This is a genomic window from Deltaproteobacteria bacterium (assembly GCA_029210625.1).
Classification (GTDB): Bacteria; Myxococcota; Myxococcia; order SLRQ01; family SLRQ01; genus JARGFU01.
The window spans coordinates 63,351-81,713 of record JARGFU010000004.1 but is presented as its reverse complement, the minus strand read 5'-3'; the positions used below and the strand labels follow the sequence as shown (position 1 = coordinate 81,713).

16 protein-coding genes are annotated in these 18,363 nt (G+C 71.9%); 5 read left to right on the top strand and 11 right to left on the bottom strand.

Annotation, left to right across the window (positions count from 1 at the left end):
• Nucleotides 1-106: 106 nt before the first annotated feature.
• The 3 genes from P1V51_05040 (at nt 107) to P1V51_05030 (ending at nt 5,071) form a co-directional block, all read left to right on the top strand.
• Nucleotides 107-676 carry a hypothetical protein gene (locus P1V51_05040; GenBank protein ID MDF1562386.1) on the top strand — a complete coding sequence of 190 codons (570 nt, stop codon included), beginning with the start codon at nt 107-109 and terminating at the stop codon, nt 674-676.
• A gap of 18 nt (nt 677-694) precedes the next feature.
• The gene (locus P1V51_05035; protein MDF1562385.1) at nt 695-3,727 is read left to right on the top strand and encodes an adenylate/guanylate cyclase domain-containing protein; all 3,033 of its coding nucleotides are present in this window, start codon (nt 695-697) and stop codon (nt 3,725-3,727) included.
• A 66-nt stretch (nt 3,728-3,793) separates the two neighbouring features.
• Complete coding sequence (locus P1V51_05030; protein ID MDF1562384.1) at nt 3,794-5,071, top strand: hypothetical protein; 1,278 nt, start codon at nt 3,794-3,796, stop codon at nt 5,069-5,071.
• A 4-nt stretch (nt 5,072-5,075) separates the two neighbouring features.
• On the opposite strand, the gene P1V51_05025 is transcribed toward P1V51_05030, so the two are convergent.
• The 3 genes from P1V51_05025 to P1V51_05015 form a co-directional block, all read right to left on the bottom strand.
• A complete protein-coding gene (locus P1V51_05025) occupies nt 5,076-5,744 on the bottom strand; it encodes a Smr/MutS family protein (GenBank protein ID MDF1562383.1) in 669 nt (222 codons plus the stop codon).
• A gap of 113 nt (nt 5,745-5,857) precedes the next feature.
• Nucleotides 5,858-6,691 (bottom strand): 3'(2'),5'-bisphosphate nucleotidase CysQ, encoded by an 834-nt coding sequence (locus tag P1V51_05020; GenBank protein MDF1562382.1) that lies wholly within the window; start codon nt 6,689-6,691, stop codon nt 5,858-5,860.
• A 62-nt stretch (nt 6,692-6,753) separates the two neighbouring features.
• Nucleotides 6,754-7,557, bottom strand: coding sequence for a glycosyltransferase family 2 protein (locus tag P1V51_05015; GenBank protein ID MDF1562381.1), 804 nt, complete (start codon nt 7,555-7,557; stop codon nt 6,754-6,756).
• A gap of 171 nt (nt 7,558-7,728) precedes the next feature.
• Between P1V51_05015 and P1V51_05010 the strand changes: the two genes are divergently transcribed.
• Nucleotides 7,729-9,114, top strand: coding sequence for a VWA domain-containing protein (locus P1V51_05010; protein ID MDF1562380.1), 1,386 nt, complete (start codon nt 7,729-7,731; stop codon nt 9,112-9,114).
• Nucleotides 9,115-9,254: 140 nt separating this feature from the next.
• On the opposite strand, the gene P1V51_05005 is transcribed toward P1V51_05010, so the two are convergent.
• The gene (locus P1V51_05005) at nt 9,255-10,358 is read right to left on the bottom strand and encodes a diguanylate cyclase (GenBank protein MDF1562379.1); all 1,104 of its coding nucleotides are present in this window, start codon (nt 10,356-10,358) and stop codon (nt 9,255-9,257) included.
• Nucleotides 10,359-10,456: 98 nt separating this feature from the next.
• Between P1V51_05005 and amrB the strand changes: the two genes are divergently transcribed.
• Complete coding sequence (gene amrB / locus P1V51_05000) at nt 10,457-11,257, top strand: AmmeMemoRadiSam system protein B (GenBank protein MDF1562378.1); 801 nt, start codon at nt 10,457-10,459, stop codon at nt 11,255-11,257.
• A 1-nt stretch (nt 11,258) separates the two neighbouring features.
• Here the strand turns inward: amrB and P1V51_04995 are convergent, their stop codons facing one another.
• The 7 genes from P1V51_04995 to P1V51_04965 form a co-directional block, all read right to left on the bottom strand.
• Nucleotides 11,259-12,386: a hypothetical protein gene (locus tag P1V51_04995; GenBank protein ID MDF1562377.1), complete on the bottom strand. Its 1,128-nt coding sequence runs from the start codon at nt 12,384-12,386 to the stop codon at nt 11,259-11,261.
• Nucleotides 12,383-12,907 carry a hypothetical protein gene (locus P1V51_04990; protein ID MDF1562376.1) on the bottom strand — a complete coding sequence of 175 codons (525 nt, stop codon included), beginning with the start codon at nt 12,905-12,907 and terminating at the stop codon, nt 12,383-12,385. Before P1V51_04990 ends, P1V51_04995 begins: the two co-directional genes overlap by 4 nt.
• Nucleotides 12,908-12,984: 77 nt before the next feature.
• Nucleotides 12,985-14,070 carry a branched-chain amino acid ABC transporter permease gene (locus tag P1V51_04985; GenBank protein MDF1562375.1) on the bottom strand — a complete coding sequence of 362 codons (1,086 nt, stop codon included), beginning with the start codon at nt 14,068-14,070 and terminating at the stop codon, nt 12,985-12,987.
• Entirely contained in the window at nt 14,070-14,966 is an 897-nt protein-coding gene (locus tag P1V51_04980; GenBank protein ID MDF1562374.1) for a branched-chain amino acid ABC transporter permease, read from the bottom strand. The genes P1V51_04985 and P1V51_04980 overlap by 1 nt, the downstream gene beginning before the upstream one ends.
• The gene (locus P1V51_04975; protein MDF1562373.1) at nt 14,963-16,807 is read right to left on the bottom strand and encodes an AMP-binding protein; all 1,845 of its coding nucleotides are present in this window, start codon (nt 16,805-16,807) and stop codon (nt 14,963-14,965) included. The genes P1V51_04980 and P1V51_04975 overlap by 4 nt, the downstream gene beginning before the upstream one ends.
• Nucleotides 16,804-17,577 carry an ABC transporter ATP-binding protein gene (locus P1V51_04970; protein ID MDF1562372.1) on the bottom strand — a complete coding sequence of 258 codons (774 nt, stop codon included), beginning with the start codon at nt 17,575-17,577 and terminating at the stop codon, nt 16,804-16,806. Before P1V51_04970 ends, P1V51_04975 begins: the two co-directional genes overlap by 4 nt.
• Complete coding sequence (locus P1V51_04965) at nt 17,574-18,359, bottom strand: ABC transporter ATP-binding protein (protein ID MDF1562371.1); 786 nt, start codon at nt 18,357-18,359, stop codon at nt 17,574-17,576. The genes P1V51_04970 and P1V51_04965 overlap by 4 nt, the downstream gene beginning before the upstream one ends.
• Nucleotides 18,360-18,363: the final 4 nt, after the last annotated feature.

Below are 18,363 nucleotides of genomic sequence, written 5' to 3'. Positions count from 1 at the left end.
TCGCTTCCCTGCGGTGAGTTTGGATATCGGCTTGCCGTGAGACTCGCTCGGGGTATATCCCGGGGAGCGCCGCTCCCGTAAGCGTCACGAAAAGGAGGGGGAAAGAATGACCCACATCAAGCACCTGGCCTTCCTGCTGGCCGCCACCCTGGCCGTCCTGGCCGCCGCGCCCGCTCACGCCGAAGAGGTCTCCGAGGAGGACTCGGTGAAGAAGGGCCGCTTCGTGGTCCGCGGGAACGCCGCGGTCGACATCAACCGGACGATCAACCTCGGGGGCACCAACACCGGGGGGACGCCGATCGGCGGACGGGGGAACGTCGGCTTCGGCTACTTCATGGTGAACAACCTCTCCCTCGACCTCGACCTGGACCTGCGCTTCCAGTTCTCGCCCGATGCCGGGATTGACCAACTGGGGCTCACGCCGGGGCTGCGCTACTACCCCATCCCCCAGATCTACGTCCGGGCGGGCGTGCCCATCGTCTTCCTGCCGCAATTCGACGCCGGCGTGCTCGCGGGCGTCGGCTACCGCCAGAAGCTGGTGCGGAACACCTACTTCGTGCTGGGCGTCGACTACACCTACTGGATCACCGGCGACGTGAACGACAGCAGAAGTCAGAAGTCTCAGGCGCCCAACGGCCGCCTCGACATCCACGCCGGCGTCCAGGCGCACTTCTAGACGAGAGCGGTCGAGCTCGTGGGGGACACGATCAGCTGCTCACGTTGTCACCGTGAGCTCCGCAGCGAGGCGAAGTTCTGCGACGAGTGCGGCACGCCGGTGATGCGCCAGGCGCGCCGCCCCGCGGGCGGTGAGCTGCGGACGGTGACGGTGCTCTTCGCCGACGTGAAGGGCTACACGACCCTGGCCGAGACCCTCGAGCCCGATGACGTCCACGACGTCGTGCGCCGGCTCTTCCTGATCACCGACGACGCCATCGACGCCTGCGGCGGGCGGGTCGAGAAGCACATGGGCGACGCGGTCCTGGCCCTCTTCGGCGTGCCGGTGGCCACCGAGCGCGACCCGGAGAACGCCGTCCGCGCCGCCCTCGAGATCCAGAACCGGCTGGTCGAGCTGAACACGGCCCTGGTCGCGGAGAAGATCCCGCGGGTCGAGCTGCGCATCGGCATCAACACCGGCCGGGTGGCGGTGGCGCAGGTCGGCCGGGAGGGCGAGCGCGAGACCTCGGTCTACGGCGACACCGTGAACATCGCGGCGCGGCTCGAGTCCGCCTGCCCTCCGGGGGGCGTGCTCATCTCCTCGGAGACCTGGCGCTACCTCGAGGGCCGCTTCTCCGGCCGCCGCCTCCCGGCGGTGAAGCTGCGCGGCCGGCAGGAGCTGGTCACCCCCTTCCTGGTCGAGACCCGCCCGCCGATGGAGACCGAGGTCGCCACCGAGGTCCTGGGCCAGCGCACCGAGCTGGTCTCCCGGCGCGCCGAGCTCGCCGCGGTGAACGCCGCCTTCACGACCTGCCGCCAGGAGGAGAGCCCCCGGGCGATCGTGATCGAGGGGGATCCGGGCAGCGGCAAGTCCCGCCTGATGCAGGCCTTCCTCGACGGACAGCGCGAGCACTTCGCCCTGCTCCTGCGGGCCCGCGCCACCCCCGAGACCCGGACCACCCCCTACGAGCTGGTGGCCGGGCTGCTGGGGAGCGCGCCGGAGATCGACGACTCGCTCCTGAAGGCCTTCCAGGGCCACGCCGAGGAGGGCGACCTCGCCGAGCAGCGCCGGCTGCTGGCGAGCTGGCTCGTCGAGCGCACCACGCAGGGCCCGGTGGTCCTGGCCCTCGACGATCTGCAGTGGGCCGACACCGACTCCCTCACCGCGCTGACCGGCCTGGTGGAGGAAGCCTCCGGCCGCCCCTTCTTCCTGGTCGGCACCTCCCGCAAGGTGAACCGCGACTCGCCCCTGCCGGTGGTCGGCGCCCACCGGGTGAAGCTCGAGCCCCTGGGCACGGACGACATCCGGGACCTGGTCACCCACCTCCTCTCCTCCGTCGTCGGGGTCCCGGCCGAGGCGATCCTCTCCCTGGCCTCTCGCTCCGGCGGCGTGCCCTACTTCGCCGTCGAGCTGGTCAAGGGGCTGGCCGACCGCGGCGTGATCGAGCCGCGGGGCTCGGGCTGGCGCTGGGCCGCCGGGAGCGGTCAGGGCCTCTCGGCCCTGGAGGGGGTCCCGGCCACGGTCGAGGGCCTGATCCAGAGCCGCCTCGATGCCGCCGGTCCCGAGGCCGCGGGCCTGGCCCGCCTCGGCGCGGTGCTCGGCCGCCGCTTCCGCCGGGGCACCCTGGAGGCCCTGGCCGCCTCCGAGGCGGTGGTGGATCAGCTCGGGCTGGCCGGCGAGGAGAGCCTCGCCCCGGGCATCGAGGCCCTCGTGCAGCGCGAGATCTTGCGCCGCGAGGGAGATCACGAGCTCCTCTTCGTCCACGACCTCATGCGCGAGGTCTCCTACTCCACTCTGCCCAAGCGGGTGCGGCGGGGCGTGCACCTCGCGGCCGCCCGGCGGCTGGAGGACGAGCGCACCGCCGGGCAGCCGGTGCCCCCCGAGACCATCGCCCGGCACCACGACCTCGGCGGCGCGGCCATGGCCTCCGCCCGCTGGTACCGGGTCGCCGGAGAGGACAGCCTCAAGCTCGAGGCCTCCGAGGCCGCCTACGATCACTTCTCCCGGGCCCTCTCCCGCCTCCAGGGACGCGACCTGCGGATGACGGCGGCCCTCCACCTCCAGCGGGCGACGGCGGCCACCAACCTCGGCCGCCTCGACGAGGCCTGGAGCGACTACGAGTCCAGCCTCGAGACCGATCCCGATCCGCCGCCCTCACCCACCGGCGCGCGGGCCCACGCCGGCCTCTCCTACCTCGCCTACCTCAAGGGCGAGCCCGAGCCCTGCCGGGAGCACGCCGAGGCCGCCGCCGAGGCCGCCGAGTCCCTCGACGATCCCGAGGTCGAGGCCCGGGCCCTGAACATCCTGGGCATCTACTATGGCTCCTCGGGCCACTACGAGAAGGCCATCGAGCTCTACTCGGCCGCGGCGAAGAAGTACGAGGAGGCGGGGATCGGCGCCCGGGTGGGAACCACCCAGAGCAACATCGGCATCAACTACCACCTCCTCGGCCGCTTCGACGAGGCGATCGCCGCCTTCGAGCTCTCCCTACAGATGGCCCGCGAGCAGAAGAAGCGGCACAACGAGGGCAACACCCTCTGCAACCTGGGCCCCACCCTCTGCGCGCTGGGCCGCCTCAACGAGGCGGAGGACGCCTTCACCAAGGCCCGGGAGATCGGCGACGCCCTCGGCGCCCAGAGCATGATCGCCGAGGCCATCGGGGGGCTGGCCGAGATCGCGCTGGCCCGCGGCAAGGGGCAGGGGGCGCTGGTCTTCGCCCTGGCCGCCCGGGAGCTCTCGGCGGCGATGGGGATGAAGGTCTACGTGGCCCGCGCCATCGTCGACGAGGCCCGGGCGCAGGCGCTCCTCATGGGCGCCGCCGGGAGCTCGACCCTGGTCGACGAGCGCTTCCACGAGGGCATCGCCCTCCTGCGCCGCACCGGCGAGCGGCACGAGCTGGCCGACGCCCTCTGCGCCCACGCCGACTTCCTGGCCGCCGGGCCCGGGCGGGAGGAGCGGGTGAAGGCGATGCGAGCCGAGGCCCGCGAGCTCTACGAGAGCCTCGATCTGGGCTGGAAGGTTGCCCGCTGCGCCGCGAGCCTGCCCACCGCGCCGCGGACGCCGGACGAATAGCGGACCGCGCGCCGCGTCCATGTTAGGAACGCGCGACCGGAAGATCCTTTTCCAAGGGGGACGACCATGAAGACGACCATCCGCACCCTCGCGCTCCTCTGCGCCTTCTTCGCCGCCGAGACCGCCGCCCTGGCGGCGGCCAAGCTGGTCTCGACCGGCCGGGAGGGCGCCTTCTACGTCTCGCAGGACGACGGCAAGGTCTGGCGGCGGGTGCCCTCGGGGGTCTCGACCTACCTGAACGGCGTGACCTCGGACAACCGCGGGGCCTTCGTGGCCGTGGGCGCGAAGGGCGTCATCCTCCGCTCCGTGAACTACGGCAAGACCTGGAAGAAGGTCTCCTCGGGCGTCACCGAGTCCCTCACCGCGATCGCCTTCGACGAGGTCTCCGACCGGATGGTCGCCGTGGGCGCGCAGGCGGTCATCCTGCGCTCGGACGACCTGGGCCTCACCTGGACCCGGGTCCCGGTCGAGAGCGACGCCGAGCTCTATGGCGTGGCCACCGACGGTCAGGGCACCTGGGTCGCCGTGGGCACCCGCGGGCAGGTGGCCTCCTCCAGCGACGACGCCGAGAGCTTCACCCTGCCCGATCCGGCGACCCGCCATCAGCTCAACGATCTGACCTACGCCAAGGGCCACTTCGTGGCCGCGGGCGTCGGCGGGACGGTGGTCTCCAGCGCCGACGGCGGCACGACCTGGAAGGGCGCCGAGACCGGCTCGAAGCTCCCCTTCGAGGGGGTCGCCGTCGACGGCCTGGGCAACGTGCTGGCCGTGGGCTGGAAGGGCTCCATCTACCGCTCGGAGAACGGCGGCGAGACCTGGAGCGCCGTCGCCTCGGGCAGCACCGCCCGCCTCTTCGCGGCCACGCCCTTCGGCGAGCAGGGCTTCGTGATCACCGGTGAGAAGGGCCTCGTCCTGCGCTCCGAGGACGGCGGCGTCACCTGGAAGTCGAACAAGAAGCCCAACGGCCGCCAGAACATCGAGACCGTCGCGCAGGCCCGCCTCCCCAACCTCGGCCTCTCGAAGGTGCACCTCGACGAGGCCTGCGAGGTCGTGGTGACGATCGCCTCCACCGGCCCGGCGCGGCTCCCCTCCGACGCCTGGGATGGCCGGGTGACGCTGGCGATCCCCTTCCCCAAGGGCTTCCTGCAGCCCGTCTCCCTGGCGGAGCTCGATCCGGCCAAGGCGCTCCTGGTGCCGGGCACCTCGGTGACCACCAAGATCCCCGGGGCGAAGGTGGCCGGCAAGAAGAAGCTGAAGCTCACCCTCGATCCGGGCCAGAAGCTGGTGCAGGCGAGCCGGGCCGACGACGAGGTCGAGGCCGAGCTCGAGTGCGCGGCGCCCTAGCGCCTCAGCGGCGCAGCAGCACGTAGAGGGCGCCCGCGCCGCCGTCCCCCGGGCGGGCGGTGCAGAAGGCGAGGACCTGGCGGCCGAGCTCTCCGCGGGAGAGCCAGCGCACCAGCGCCTTCTTGAGCACCGGCTCGCCGTCCGGTGAGCCCTTGCCCCGGCCGGGGATGATCAGCACGCAGCGCTTCCCCTGCCCCCGGGAGTCCCGGATGAAGCGGCGGACCTCCACCTGGGCCGCCTCGCGGACCAGGCCGTGCAGATCGAGGTGCCCCTGCACCGAGAAGTCACCGCGCTTGAGGCGCCGCAGGAGCTTGCGGTCGATGCCGGGGGCCAGGCCCTCGACCCACTCCTCGGTGTCCGAGAGGTCGAACTCGCCCCGACCGCCGACCAGGTCCGAGAGCACGGCGAGGGCCTCGGCGTCCTCGGCGTCCTGCAGGGCCTCGGCGAGCTTCGGCTCCGGCCGGGCGCGCAGCTGGCGCTCCCTCCCCTCGAGGGGCCTCACCTCGCCGACCCACTGCTCGAAGAGGGCGGCGTCGTCCTCGGGCTCGCTTGCGCTCGGCGCCGGTGGGGGAGGGGGGACTGGCTCGGCCTTCGCCGGCTCCTCGTCCTCTTTCAGGCGCTTCGAGAGGTCCGCGAAGGGTGAGTTGAAACCTTCGTGCTTCTTCTTCCCCACGAGGGGGAAGCTATCAGCTACGAGCTGCGAGCAACCAGGACGACAGGCGTGAACGAGCAGGCCCTTTCACTTCCGTGAACCAGGTTGCTCGAAGCTCGAAGCTCGTAGCCCGATCAGAGCCCGGCTTCTTCCGTCAGATCCGCGAGCAGCTCGACGATCTCGGCGTGCCGCGTCCCGTTGCTGGCCAGCAGCCCCGAGTCGTTGTGCACCTCGCCGGAGACGTAGTCGATGGGGCGCCCGTGGAAGTCGGTGAGCACGCCGCCGGCGCCGGCCAGGATGGCGTCGGGACCGCAGGCGTCCCAGCGCTTGGTGCCGCCGGAGGGGTGGAGGTAGAGGTCCACCTCGCCGTTGCCGACCATGGCCAGCTTCACGCCCACGCTGCCGCTGCGCACCTCGCGCGTGACGCCGAGCCGCTCTACCATCCCCCCGACCCGCTCGGAGCGATGGCTGCGGGAGATCGCCACGCCCATCTCCGAGAAGTCCGCGCGATCGCTGACCTTCAGCTCCCGGCGCTCGCCGGTCTCGAGCTTCTCCTCGACCGTGGGGAGGTCGGGGCCGCCGTAGTAGAGCAGGCCCCGGGCGGGCATCAGCACCAGGCCCAGGGCGGCGCGGCCCTCGACGACCAGGCCGACCATCGCCGCGAACTCACCGTTCTGGGCGATGAACTCCTTGGTGCCGTCCACCGGATCGATGCACCAGATCCGCCTCTTCTCGTGCCAGTCGGCGCTCGGGCGGCTCTCCTCGGCCAGGATCCCGTCCTCCGGGAAGGCCCGGGAGAGACCCTCGACCAGGAGGGCGTTCGCCTCGCGGTCGGCGGCGGTCACCGGCTCGTCGCCCGCCTTGTGCTCGACGTCGACCTGACCGTAGTGACTCATGATCCGCTCGCCGGCCTCGAGGATCAGGCGGCGGGCGACTTCGAGCTCCTCTTCGAGTGCGTGCTTGCTCATGGGGGGCGCAACCAAGCACCGATCGGCGCCGGGGGCCAGCCGCCCCGGCTCCGCGCCCCGGCTCAGGTCGGATCGGGGAGCTGCCGGCGGGTCTCCGACCCCACCGGGCGGGCCGCCGCGACCCGGGCCCGGGCCCGGGCGTTCGCCGCCAGAACCCGCGGGTGCCGCCGCAGGCGCAGCCTCCGCAGCGCCGCCCGGCCGATGATCCAGACGCTCTCCGGCGGCAGGTGGTGGCGGCGCCGGTGGAAGGGACGCAGGGCGGCCACCTCCGTGACCAGCCCCTCGCGCCGGGCGTGGGAGATCAGGTCGAGGGGGAAGGCCTCTCCCCGGGCGAGCTCGGAGAGGGCGAGGCGGCGCAGGGTCACCGAGGTCACGGCGTGGTGGGCGCAGGCCGCGTCGGCGATCCCGCCCGAGCCGATGGCCCAGCCCAGGAGCCGGGCGGTGACGAGGCCTCGCAGGCGCCCGAGGCGGGGAGCGCCCTCGCCGAGGCGGCTGCCGCTGACCAGGTCCGCCCGCCGCTCGATGAGCGGGGTGAGGAGGGCCTCGATCTCGCCGGGGTCGAGGGCGTCCCCGGGCCAGGCCACCACCACCAGCTCGGTGCCGGCGGCCAGGAGGGCGCGGTAGCCGGTGACCACCGCCGCGCCCAGCCCCCGGGGCTCCGGGTGGAGGAGGAGGGTGAGGCGGGCGCCGGCGCGGGTGCGCGGATCGTGGGCCCGCCGCAGGTGGGCGGCCGAGCCGTCCTGGCTGGCGTCGTCCACCACGATGACCCGGTCCACGAAGGCGGGCAGGTCCTGGATCAGCAGGCGCACCGCCGGCCAGGACTCCCGGCAGGGAATCACCACACCCACGCTGTGATCGTTCAGCATCTACCTTCAGGGTTAACCCGATCGGGCCTCGAAGTCATCGCCCCGGGCACCCGGGGAGAGAGAAAAAGAGCCCGGATTTCAGGCCCTTGGAGGGGTGGGGCGAAAATAAGGCCGCGGGTTTGAACCAAGGAGGCCGCCCGGGCGCTTGCGGGAGTGAAGAAGGAGATCCCCATGCGCCGAATCAAGCTCGCCCTCGTCCTCGCTCTCCCCGCCCTCCTGGCCCTGCTCGCCCTCACGAGCACCGGCGGCGACCCGGCTCGCGCGGCCCTCTCCGCCTCCGCCGACGCCCTGGCCGGCAGCGAGGAGCGCGCGCCGCGCGAGGGCTTCGGCCTCGAGGGCCACAAGAGCCTGGCCGACTTCTCCGAGTCCGACGGCGCCCCGAGCGTCCGCGTCCGCTCCTTCGGAGGCGAGCGCTACGACTGGCGGCCCGCCCGGGGCGAGACCCGCTCCCGCCGGGAGATCGCCGACCGGCCCTGGGCCGGCACCCTCACCGCCAAGGAGTGGTGCGACGCCGAGAGCTTCGGGCAGTGGCTCGACCTCGTCGGCGAGGCGCAGGGGAGCGCCGGCCCCTTCGCCCGGGTGGCGCGGGCCTGGCAGCTCTCCACCCAGGAGCGGATCGCCCTGACCCTCGAGGACGCCGGGGGCCGGCCGGTCGCCGATGTGCCGGTGGTCCTCGAGCGCGAGGGCGAGGTGCTCTTCCGGGCGCGCACCGACAACCGCGGCCGGGCCTTCCTCTACCCGGACCTCGAGCGCCGCCGGAGCGCGGGCCGCGCCCTCGAGGGGCTGCGGGTGATCGCCCGGGGGGGCGGCCGGGCCGTCTCCCGCGCCGTGCGGGCCGGCGACGCCCTGCGCCTCGTCCTCCCCCTCGAGGACCAGGCGCCGGCGGCGGTGGGCGACGTGATGCTGGTGATGGACACCACCGGCTCGATGAGCGACGAGCTCTCCTACCTGCAGAGCGAGCTCGAGAACGTCATCGCCCGGGCGGACCACCAGCTGATGCAGCAGGTCGACATGCGCCTCTCGGTGAACTTCTACCGGGACCGGGGAGACGCCTACGTGCTGCGCTCCTTCCCCTTCACCCGCAGCCTCGCGCAGGCCACCGCCTCGCTCCTGGAGCAGCGCGCCGAGGGCGGCGGGGACTACCCCGAGGCGGTCGAGCTGGCCCTCGCGGACGCCCTCGAGGAGCACCGCTGGAGCGCCTCGGCGCGGGGCCGGCTCCTCTTCCTGGTGCTGGACGCGCCGCCCCGGGGCGGGGCCGCCGAGGTGCGCTCTCTCCAGCGCTCGCTCGCCGACGCGGCGGCGAAGGGGATCCGGATCTTCCCGGTGGCCGGCAGCGGCGTGGACAAGGACACCGAGTTCCTGCTGCGGCACTTCGCGGTGATCACCGGCGGCAGCTACGTCTACCTCACCGACGACAGCGGCGTGGGCGAGCGGCACCTCGAGGCCACCGGCGGGCGCGCCCAGACCGAGCGCCTCAACGATCTGATGACGCGGCTGATCGTCGAGTCGCTGCGAGATGCGGATCAGGTCGCGCCGGTGTACCAGGCGCGACGCTGAGGGCTGTGAGCTACGAGCTATGAGCTTCGAGCAACCGGGTCCCGGGATCTGAAACGGAGGCCATGGACTTCCGCTTCAGATCCGCGAGCCATCTTGCTCACGGCTCGTAGCTCGCAGCCAGCGGCGGCGAAGCCGCCGCGCTACGCGACGACGACCCGGTTCTTGCCGGTCTGCTTCGCCTTGAGCAGCGCCTTGTCGGCGGCCTCGAGGATCTGCTCGCGGCTGCCGCCGTCCTCGGGGAAGGTGGCCACGCCCACGCTGATGGTGACCCGCCCCCCGGGCTGCCGCTCTCGCTGCGAGAAGGGGTGGGCCTCGACGTAGGAGCGCAGACGCTCGGCCCGGACCTGGGCGCCGGCCTTGGGGGTCTCCGGCAGCATCACCACGAACTCCTCGCCGCCGTAGCGGGCGACGATGTCGGACTCCCGCCCGCCGGGGCCCTCGAGGCGACGCTCGCTGGCCGGATCGGCCTCGGCGCCGAGCTCCCGGCCGCCCCGGGCCGAGAAGTCCTCCCGGCGGCTGGTGGTGGCGATGATCTTGGCCAGGGTGCGCAGGAGCTCGTCACCGGCGGGGTGACCCGCGCTGTCGTTGTAGTTCTTGAAGTTGTCGACGTCGATGAAGAGGAGGGAGACGCTCCGGTCGTGGCGGCGGGCCCGGGCGACCTCGGCGGTGAAGGACTCCTGGAAGAAGCGGTGGTTGTAGAGGCCGGTGAGGCCGTCGCGGACGGCCAGGGCCGCCAGCTCCTTCATCGCCCCCTTCAGCTCGCGCGTGCGCTCCTCGAGCTTCTGGGTGAGGTTGTGCTCGTGGAAGCGCACGGCCTCCAGGGCGTCGTGGAGCATCCGGTTCTTCTCCTCGAGGTCCTGGACCAGCGCCCGGTTCTCCTGCAGCAGGCGGCGCTCGCGCAGGGCGCCGGAGACGATGGCGCGCAGCTCGATCATCCGGACCGGCTTGGAGAGGAAGCGGTCCACCCGCGCCACGTTGATGGCGTCGCGGGCGTCGGCCAGGCGATCGGAGGCGGTCACCAGGATCCGCACGATCTCCGGGTGCTCGTCGGCGATCTTCCGGAGCATCTGGACGCCCGTGAGGCCGGGCATCATCTGGTCGGCGATCACCACGGCGATCTCGTGCGCGTCCTTCGCCAGGCGCTCGAGCCCCTCCTCGCCGTCCGAGGCGACGATCACCCGGTACTCCGACCCGAGTATGTCGTGGAGCATCTGCCGGATGTTCGGGTCGTCATCGACGACCAGGATGGTCTGATCCTTCAGGCGACTACCCCCCAGGAATGATCCGGAAACGTGAGATTAGCAGGATTCCACGGTGGCCGTGCTACTGTCTCCATAGGCACATGAACCTCCGGGCGCCAGCCGTCGCGGGGACGTTCTACCCCGCCGATCCCGCCCTCCTCGCGGGGATGGTCGACGACCTCCTCGCGGGGGCCAGGGTGACCTCCGGCCCCCCCGGCCCGGTGCGGGCCTACGTCGTGCCCCACGCCGGGCTCGTCTTCTCGGGCCCCATCGCCGCGAGCGCCTACGCCCACCTTCGCCGCAGCGGGCAGCTGCCCGGGCGGGTCCTCCTCATCGGCCCCTCCCACCGGGTGGCCTTGCGGGGGCTGGCGGTGAGCGGCGCGGACGCCTTCGACACCCCGCTGGGCTCGATCCCGGTGGACATCGAGCTGCGCGAGCGCCTCCTCGCCGCGGGCCTCTGCGTGCAGGACGAGCGCCCCCACGCCCGGGAGCACAGCCTGGAGGTGCAGCTGCCCTTCCTGCGGCGGATCCTGCCGGAGGCGACCCTCCTCCCGGTGGTCGGCGGGGAGGCCGCCCCCGAGGCCGTCGCCGACCTCTTCGAGGCCGTCTGGGACGACGAGGACACCCTCGTGCTCATCAGCTCGGACCTCTCCCACTTCCTCCCCTACGAGGAGGCCGTGAGGATCGACGAGGAGACCGCGCTCCTCCTCGAGGCCCTCGACGGCAAGGCCCTCGAGCCCGGCCGGGCCTGCGGAAGAGTCGGCCTCGGCGGCCTCGTCGCCCTCGCCCGCCGCCGCCCCCTCACCCTCGAGCGCCTCGACCTACGCAACTCCGGCGACACGCAAGGCCGCCTCCGCGCCGAGGTCGTCGGCTACGGAGCATGGGCGGTGCGGGACGGGTGATCTACTCCGCCGCGGGGAGGTGGCCGTCGAGGACCGTCTCGAAGTCCTCCCAGAGGACAGGCGCGCCGACCGGGACCGAGACGCGGATCGCCTGATCGATCACGTAGCGCTTCGAGTCCGGGCCGACCCAGTCGTGCTTCAGCGCCAGGGCGGGCACGGTGCAGGGGCCGAGGTGGTCTGAGGTCACGGTCGCTCCCCGGGAGAGGGCCTGCTCGTAGCAGAGCCCCTGGCTGGTCCCCGTGGAGGGATCGCGCACCCGACCTCGCTCGAAGGTCGCGGTGCCGAGGCTCTTGCCTGATGGATCGAACCAGCTCCACTCGCCGTCCGGGCGGCCGTCTCGCCAGTGGCCGACCTCCCGGGAGGCGTCGCGAGCCATCACCCACTGACCCGAGCGCAGGCCCTTCTCGAATCGCCCCATGCATTCGATCACACCCTCGGGCCCCAGGTCGTGCCAGGTGCCGTGGGGGAGACCTTCGCGGAACTCCGCCTGAAGGTCCGGATGACCCTCCCGGAAGGACTCGAGGCGGCCGTCGAGCTTGCCGGCGGCGTAGGTCGCCATCAGCATGAGCTCTCCTCTTCCCGACCAGAGGAGGAAGGGGCCCTCAGGTCTGCTGTCCTCGGTCACGCATCCCATCACCCAGCCCGGGGCGAGGCCACGACCCTCCATCTTCCGGCTGTCCTTGGTGGTCCCCTGCGGGCAGGCCGTGTCGGCCGCCAGCGCCGGGGGCGGGTTGTGATCGAAGTAGTTGCCGAAGTGCTTCTGGGCGAGCTCACACCGCGCCGGATCGGCGAGGAGCTCGAGCTGGAAGAAGGAGAGGGGCTCGTCCTTCGAGAGCGGTACCAGGGTGCGGGTGCCCAGGATCCAGGAGATCGCCTCGTCCGGGACCATCTCGCTGGTGACGAACTGGGAGGGATAGCGGCGCAGCACGAGGTTCTCCGCGGCGAGGGTCGCGCCGGAGGGGAGCTCGTCCTTGATGGTCACGACCGGGACCAGATCCCAGCCCTCCTTGACCTCTTGGACGGGGGTCTGGACCGCCAGCCAGGTGACCGCCGGGATGCCGACCACGGCCACGAGCGCGCCCAGCCCGCCGCAGAGCAGGTAGAAGCGCAGGTTCGGGTTGCGGCTCATGATCCCACCTGCCAGCTCGCCTTCCGGCCGACCTCGCCGTCGGCCCCCCGGCACTCGAGGTGGGCCACGCCGTCCTCGATGCGGCCCGCGCGGACCTCACCCTCGTCACAGGGGCCTCTGCCGGTGAAGGGCGGCCGCTCACGACCCGAGAGGAGATCGCCGCAATAGCCCTCCTTCGGATCCAGGTCGAAGGAGGTCCAGCGCAGAATGCTGCCCGCGGGGCGGTCCTCGAAGATCACCTGCTGCACCACGTGGTTCACCGACTCCGGGAGCACCACCGAGGGCGTGATCATGCCCTCGGGTACCCGGCGCTGCTGGATGTGGGCGAAGTCCAGGATCGTCTCGGCCGGCACGTCCAGGCTGGTGACCACCACCGGCTTCAGGGTCCAGCCGCTCTGCACCTCTTTCTTGGCTCGCTCCACCTCGATCCAGGCCCAGGCTCCCGCCAGTACCCCGACCATCGAACCGACCAGCAAGAGGCTGCTCACGAAGATCAGCCCGCCGAATAGCCACCGTTGCATCGCCCACCCCTGTTCTTCCCTCGGCCAGCCCGGACTCTACCGCGATCCCGAGAAGCGCCGCGATCGTGGCGCCGCGATCAGTAGCGGAAGGGCCAGAGGGCGAAGTAGCGCTTCACCCGCAGCCAGATGCCGAGGAGCCCCAACGGCTCGAAGAGCAGGAAGGCGCTGACCACCACCGCGAAGAGGAAGGTCGCCTGCTGGTGGTTGGTGAGCTCGGAGAAGTAGGGGATCAGCGGACCGACCAGCTCGGTGAGCGGCGCGACCACCACGAAGAAGATGGCGCCGGCGACCGCGCCGAAGATGGTGCCGGTGCCGCCCACCACCACGATGGCCACGTACTCGATGGACATCAGGAAGCCGAAGGGCGGGTCCACCGTGATGAACTGCTGCTGGAAGGCGAACATCGCGCCGGCCACCCCGCCGAAGAAGGAGGAGATCCCGAAGGCGGTGATCTTCGCCCGGGCCGGGTTCACGCCGAGGGCGGCGGCGGCCAGGTCGTGATCCCGCACCGCCATCAGGGCCCGGCCGCTGTTGGAGCGGTGGAGGTTCTTGCCGGCGAGGATGGAGAGCAGGGCGACGAGGGCGAAGAGGTAGTAGAGCTTCTTCTCGAAGGTCAGGCGCAGCGAGCCGAGCTCGACCGCCTTCTGGAACTCCGTGATCACCGCGTTCGGCTCGCCGAACCAGGCGTGGGTGGGCACGGCGATGCCGCCGACTCCGCCGGTCAGCTCCGGGAAGGAGATCAGGCAGTGGTTCACCAGGAGCAGCAGGCCGATGGTGACGATGGCCAGGTAGAGGCCCTTCAGGCGCAGGGCGAAGGGGCCGACCGCCAGGCCCACCACCGCCGCGACCAGCCCGGCCGCCGGCAGCACCAGCCAGAAGGGCAGGCCCGCCTGCCCCAGCAGCGCCGCCGTGTAGGCGCCCAGCCCCAGGAAGGCGGCGTGCCCCAGGGAGATCTGCCCGGTGAAGCCGGTGAGGATCATCAGCCCCACCGCGCCGACGATGGTGATCAGGGCGAAGTTCGCGACCCCCAGCCAGTAGCCCGAGGCCAGGAGCGGGAAGGGCAGCAGGAAGGCGAGGGCCAGGAGGAGGCCGACCTTGTGCCAGAGGTCGGGCAGGAGCTTCAGGTCGTGCTCGTAGCGGGTGGAGAGCTTCTTCGTCGGCATCAGACGCGCTCCACGTCCTTGCGGCCGAAGAGGCCGTAGGGTCGCACCACGAGGAAGAGGATCATGATCACGTAGGGGAAGACCTCGTGGAGGTTCTGCCCGAAGTTCCCCAGGAGCGGGTTCACGTAGCCCTGGGCCATGACCTCGAGGATGCCCAGCCCCAGGCCGGCGATCACCGTGCCGCCCACCGAGTCGAGGCCGCCGACGATGATCGCCGGGAAGGCCCGGAGGGCGACGAAGGAGAGGTTCACCTCCACCGCCCGCGGGAAGGTGCCCAGGAAGATCCCGGCGAGGGCCGCGCAGGCGCCGGCGATGAACCAGGTGAGCATCAGCACCCGGCCCACCGGGATGCCCACCGCCAGGGCGGCCTCCTGGTCCGCGGCGCTGGCCCGCATCCCCAGACCCAGGCGGGTGTAGCGCAGCACGTAGACGAAGACCCCCATCGCCACCGCGCCGAAGACCACCGCGGCGAGGCCGTTGTAGAGGATCTGGGCGCCGCCGATCTCGAAGGTGGCCGTCGTCTCCCAGGGCACGGGCATCCCGCGCTGGTCGCCGCCCCAGATCAGGAGCATCGCCGCGCGCAGCACGTGGCCGATGATGATCGTGAGGATGATCGAGACGTAGACCGGCCGGCCCACGAAGCGGCGCAGGAGGAGGCGCTCGAGGGTGGCGGCGAGCAGCCCGGTGCCGGCCATGGCCACCAGCAGGGCGAGCCCCCAGGGGACGCCGAGGCCGGTGAGGCTCACCATGAAGAAGGCGCCGATGGTGAGCAGCTCGCCGTGGGCGAAGTTGAAGACCTCCGAGCCCCGGTAGATGATCACGAAGCCCAGGGCGATCAGGGCGTAGATGGCGCCGAGGGCCAGGCCCGAGGAGAGGAGCTGCACGAAGGTCGTCACCCGGCACCTCCGCCGTACATGGACTCGATGAGCGGCGCGTAGCGCTCGTGGATCACCCGGCGCTTCACCTTCTGGGTGGCGGTGATCTCCCCCTCGTCCTGGTTGAGGGGCGCCGGCAGGAGGCGGAAGGCGCGCACGCTCTCCACCCGGGCCAGCAGCTCGTTGGCCCGGTCGATCTCCTCCTGCACCAGGGCGATCACCTCGCTCTTGCGGGTGAGGTCCTCGAAGGAGGTGTAGGCGATCCGCTGGCGGGTGGCCCAGTCGCCCACCGCGTCGAGCTCGATCTGCACCAGGGCGCTGACGAACTTCCGTCCGTCACCGATGGCGATCGCCTCCTTGATGTAGGGGCTCACCTTCAGGGCGTTCTCGATCCGCTCGGGGGAGAGGTTCTTGCCGCCGCTGGTGACGATGATCTCCTTGATGCGCCCGGTGATGGCGTGGAAGCCCGCGGCGTCCTCGGTGGCGACGTCGCCGGTGTGCAGCCAGCCCTCGGCGTCGATGGCCTCGCGCGTCGCCTCCTCGTTGTGGAGGTAGCCCAAAAAGACGGTCGGGCCGCGCACGCAGAGCTCGCCGTCCCCGGCCAGCTTCACCTCGACCCCGGGCAGGGGCGGCCCGACGGTGCCCAGGCGGGCGCGGCCGGGGGGGTTCACGTGGGTGACCCCCGAGTCCTCGGTCTGGCCGTAGCCCTCGAGGATGGCGACGCCCAGCCCGTGGTACCAGCCGAGGAGCGTGTCGGAGATCGGCGCGGCCCCGCTGATCGGGTAGCTGCAGCGGCGCAGGCCCAGCCGCTCCTGCAGGGGGCGGTAGACCATCAGGTCGCCGACGAACCAGACCAGGCGGTCGAGGAGGGTGAGGGCGCCCTCCCGGCGCCGGGCGGCGATCCGGCGCCCGCGCGCGGCGAAGAAGTTGAAGAGGGTCCGCTTCAGGAAGGTCGTGTCCCGGATCTTGATCTCGATGGCGGCGGCCATCTTCTCCCAGATCCGCGGCACCCCCAGGAAGACCGTGGGCGAGACCTCGCGCAGGTCCGAGGTCACCGTGTCGATCGACTCACCGAAGTGGACGACGCCGCCCGTCTTCAGGGGCAAGAAGAGGGTGAAGATCTTCTCGGCGACGTGGCAGAGGGGCAGGTAGGAGAGCATCGTCTCGCCCGTCTTCAGGCCGAAGCAGGCCTGGGCGGCGTCGGCCACCGCGCAGACGTTCGCCGAGGAGAGCAGCGCCCCCTTGGGCCGCCCGGTGGTTCCCGAGGTGTAGACCACCATCGAGGGGGTCTCCGGCTCGAGGGCGGCGACCTGCCGGGCGAAGAAGTCCGGCTCGGCCTCGCGCAGGCGCTCCCCCCGCTCGAGGAGCGCGTCCCAGGCGATCAGCCGCTCGTCCTCGTAGCGGCGGGTGCCCTGGGGCTCGAGGACCACCACGTGCTTCACCGTCGGGGTCTGCCCCCGCACCTCGACGACCTTGTCGACCTGCTCCTGATCCTCGCAGACGATGAGCACCGTCTCGCTGTGGGAGAGGACGTAGGCCACCGCGTCGGCCGGGTCGGTCTGGTAGACCCCCACGCTGCGGGCGCCCAGGCCCTGGACGGCGAGGTCGGTGAGGACCCACTCGACGCGGTTGTCCGAGAGGATCGCCACGTGGTCGCCCGGCTTCACCCCGAGGTCCGCCAGCCCGTGGGCCACCGCCCGCACGCCGTCCCAGTAGTCCTTCCAGCTGCGCTCGCGCCAGATGCCCAGGCGCTTCTCCCGCAGGGCGACCGCGTCGGGGTGGGCGCGCACCTGCGCGGCGAGGCGGCCGGGCAGGGAGCGATCGAGCCGCTCGGCGCTCGCCTCGGGGAGGCGGAGGCTCACGCGACCTCCCCCCCGATGTAGGCGTCGATCACGGCCTGGTCCTCGCGCACCTCCTCGGGCTTGCCGTGGGCGATCCCGCGGCCGAAGTCGAGGACGGTGATGTGGTCGGCCAGATCGAAGACGAAGCGAAGGTCGTGCTCGATGAGCACCAGGGTCGTGCCCAGCTCCTCCTTGATGTCCAGGAGGTAGCGGGCCATGTCCTCGGTCTCCTCCTGGTTCAGGCCCGCCGCCGGCTCGTCGAGGAGCAGGAGGCGGGGGGCCATGCAGAGCGCCCGGCCCAGCTCGACCCGCTTGAGCACGCCGTAGGGGAGCATGCCCACCGGGGAGAGGCGGAAGCGCTCGAGGTCGAGGAAGTCGATGACCTCCTCGACCTTCTCGCGGTGGGCGACCTCCTCCTTGCGGGTGCGGCCCAGGAAGAGGAGGTCCTGCCACCAGGAGGAGCCGAAGTGGATGTGGCGGCCGAGCAGCAGGTTCTCGAGGACGGTGAGGTACTCGAAGAGGGCCAGGTTCTGGAACATCCGGCTGACGCCCAGCCGGGCGACGTGGTGGGGCTTCATTCCCCGCAGGTCGCGGCCCGCGAGGGAGAGGCTGCCCTGTTGCGGCCGGTAGAAGCCGCTGATGCAGTTGAAGAGCGAGGTCTTGCCGGCGCCGTTGGGGCCGATCACCGCGGCGAGCTCCCCCTCCTCCACGGAGAGCGAGACGCCGTCCAGGGCGCGCACCCCCGCGAAGGAGAGGCCGACCTCCTTCACCTCGAGGAGGGGCGCGCTCACGAGAGCCACCTGCGCCGCCGGCGGTAGAGCTTCACGTCGCGGTAGGAGCCGGCCTCCTCTCCGAGCCCGAGGTAGAACTCCTGCACGTCCTTGTCGGCGCGCAGGCGCTCGCTGCTGCCCTCGTGGACCACCCGGCCGTTCTCCAGGATGTAGCCCTGGCCCGCGAGCTCGAGGGCGAGCGCGGCGTTCTGCTCCACCAGCAGCACGCTGACGCCCTCGGCGACGATCTCCCGGACCAGGCGCGCCACGTCGGCGACGATCTTCGGGGCGAGGCCCAGGGAGGGCTCGTCGAGGAGGAGCAGGCGGGGCCGCGAGATCCGCGCCCGCCCGATGGCCACCATCTGCTGCTCGCCGCCGGAGAGGTAGCCGGCCTGCTGCCGGCGGCGCTCACGCAGGACCGGGAAGCGCTCGTAGAGCGCCTCGAGATCCTGCCGCACCTCGGCGCGCCGCTTGCGGCCGTAGGCGCCCGAGAGGAGGTTGTCCTCCACCGAGAGGTCGGCGAAGACCCGCCGCCCCTCCATCACCTGGGCGATGCCGGAGCCGACGATCCGCTCCGAGGACCAGCCGGCGATCTCCTGGCCCTGCCAGCGGACGGAGCCCTTGGTGACCGCCCCGTCGTGGATGGGCAGCAGCCCCGTGACGGCGCGCAGCAAGGTGGTCTTGCCGGCGCCGTTCGGGCCGAGGAGCGCCACGCACTGCCCGTCCGGCACCTCGAGGCTGACGCCTCGAAGCACCAGGACGACGCGGTGGTAGACGACCTCCAGGTTGGAGATCGTGAGCAGCTCT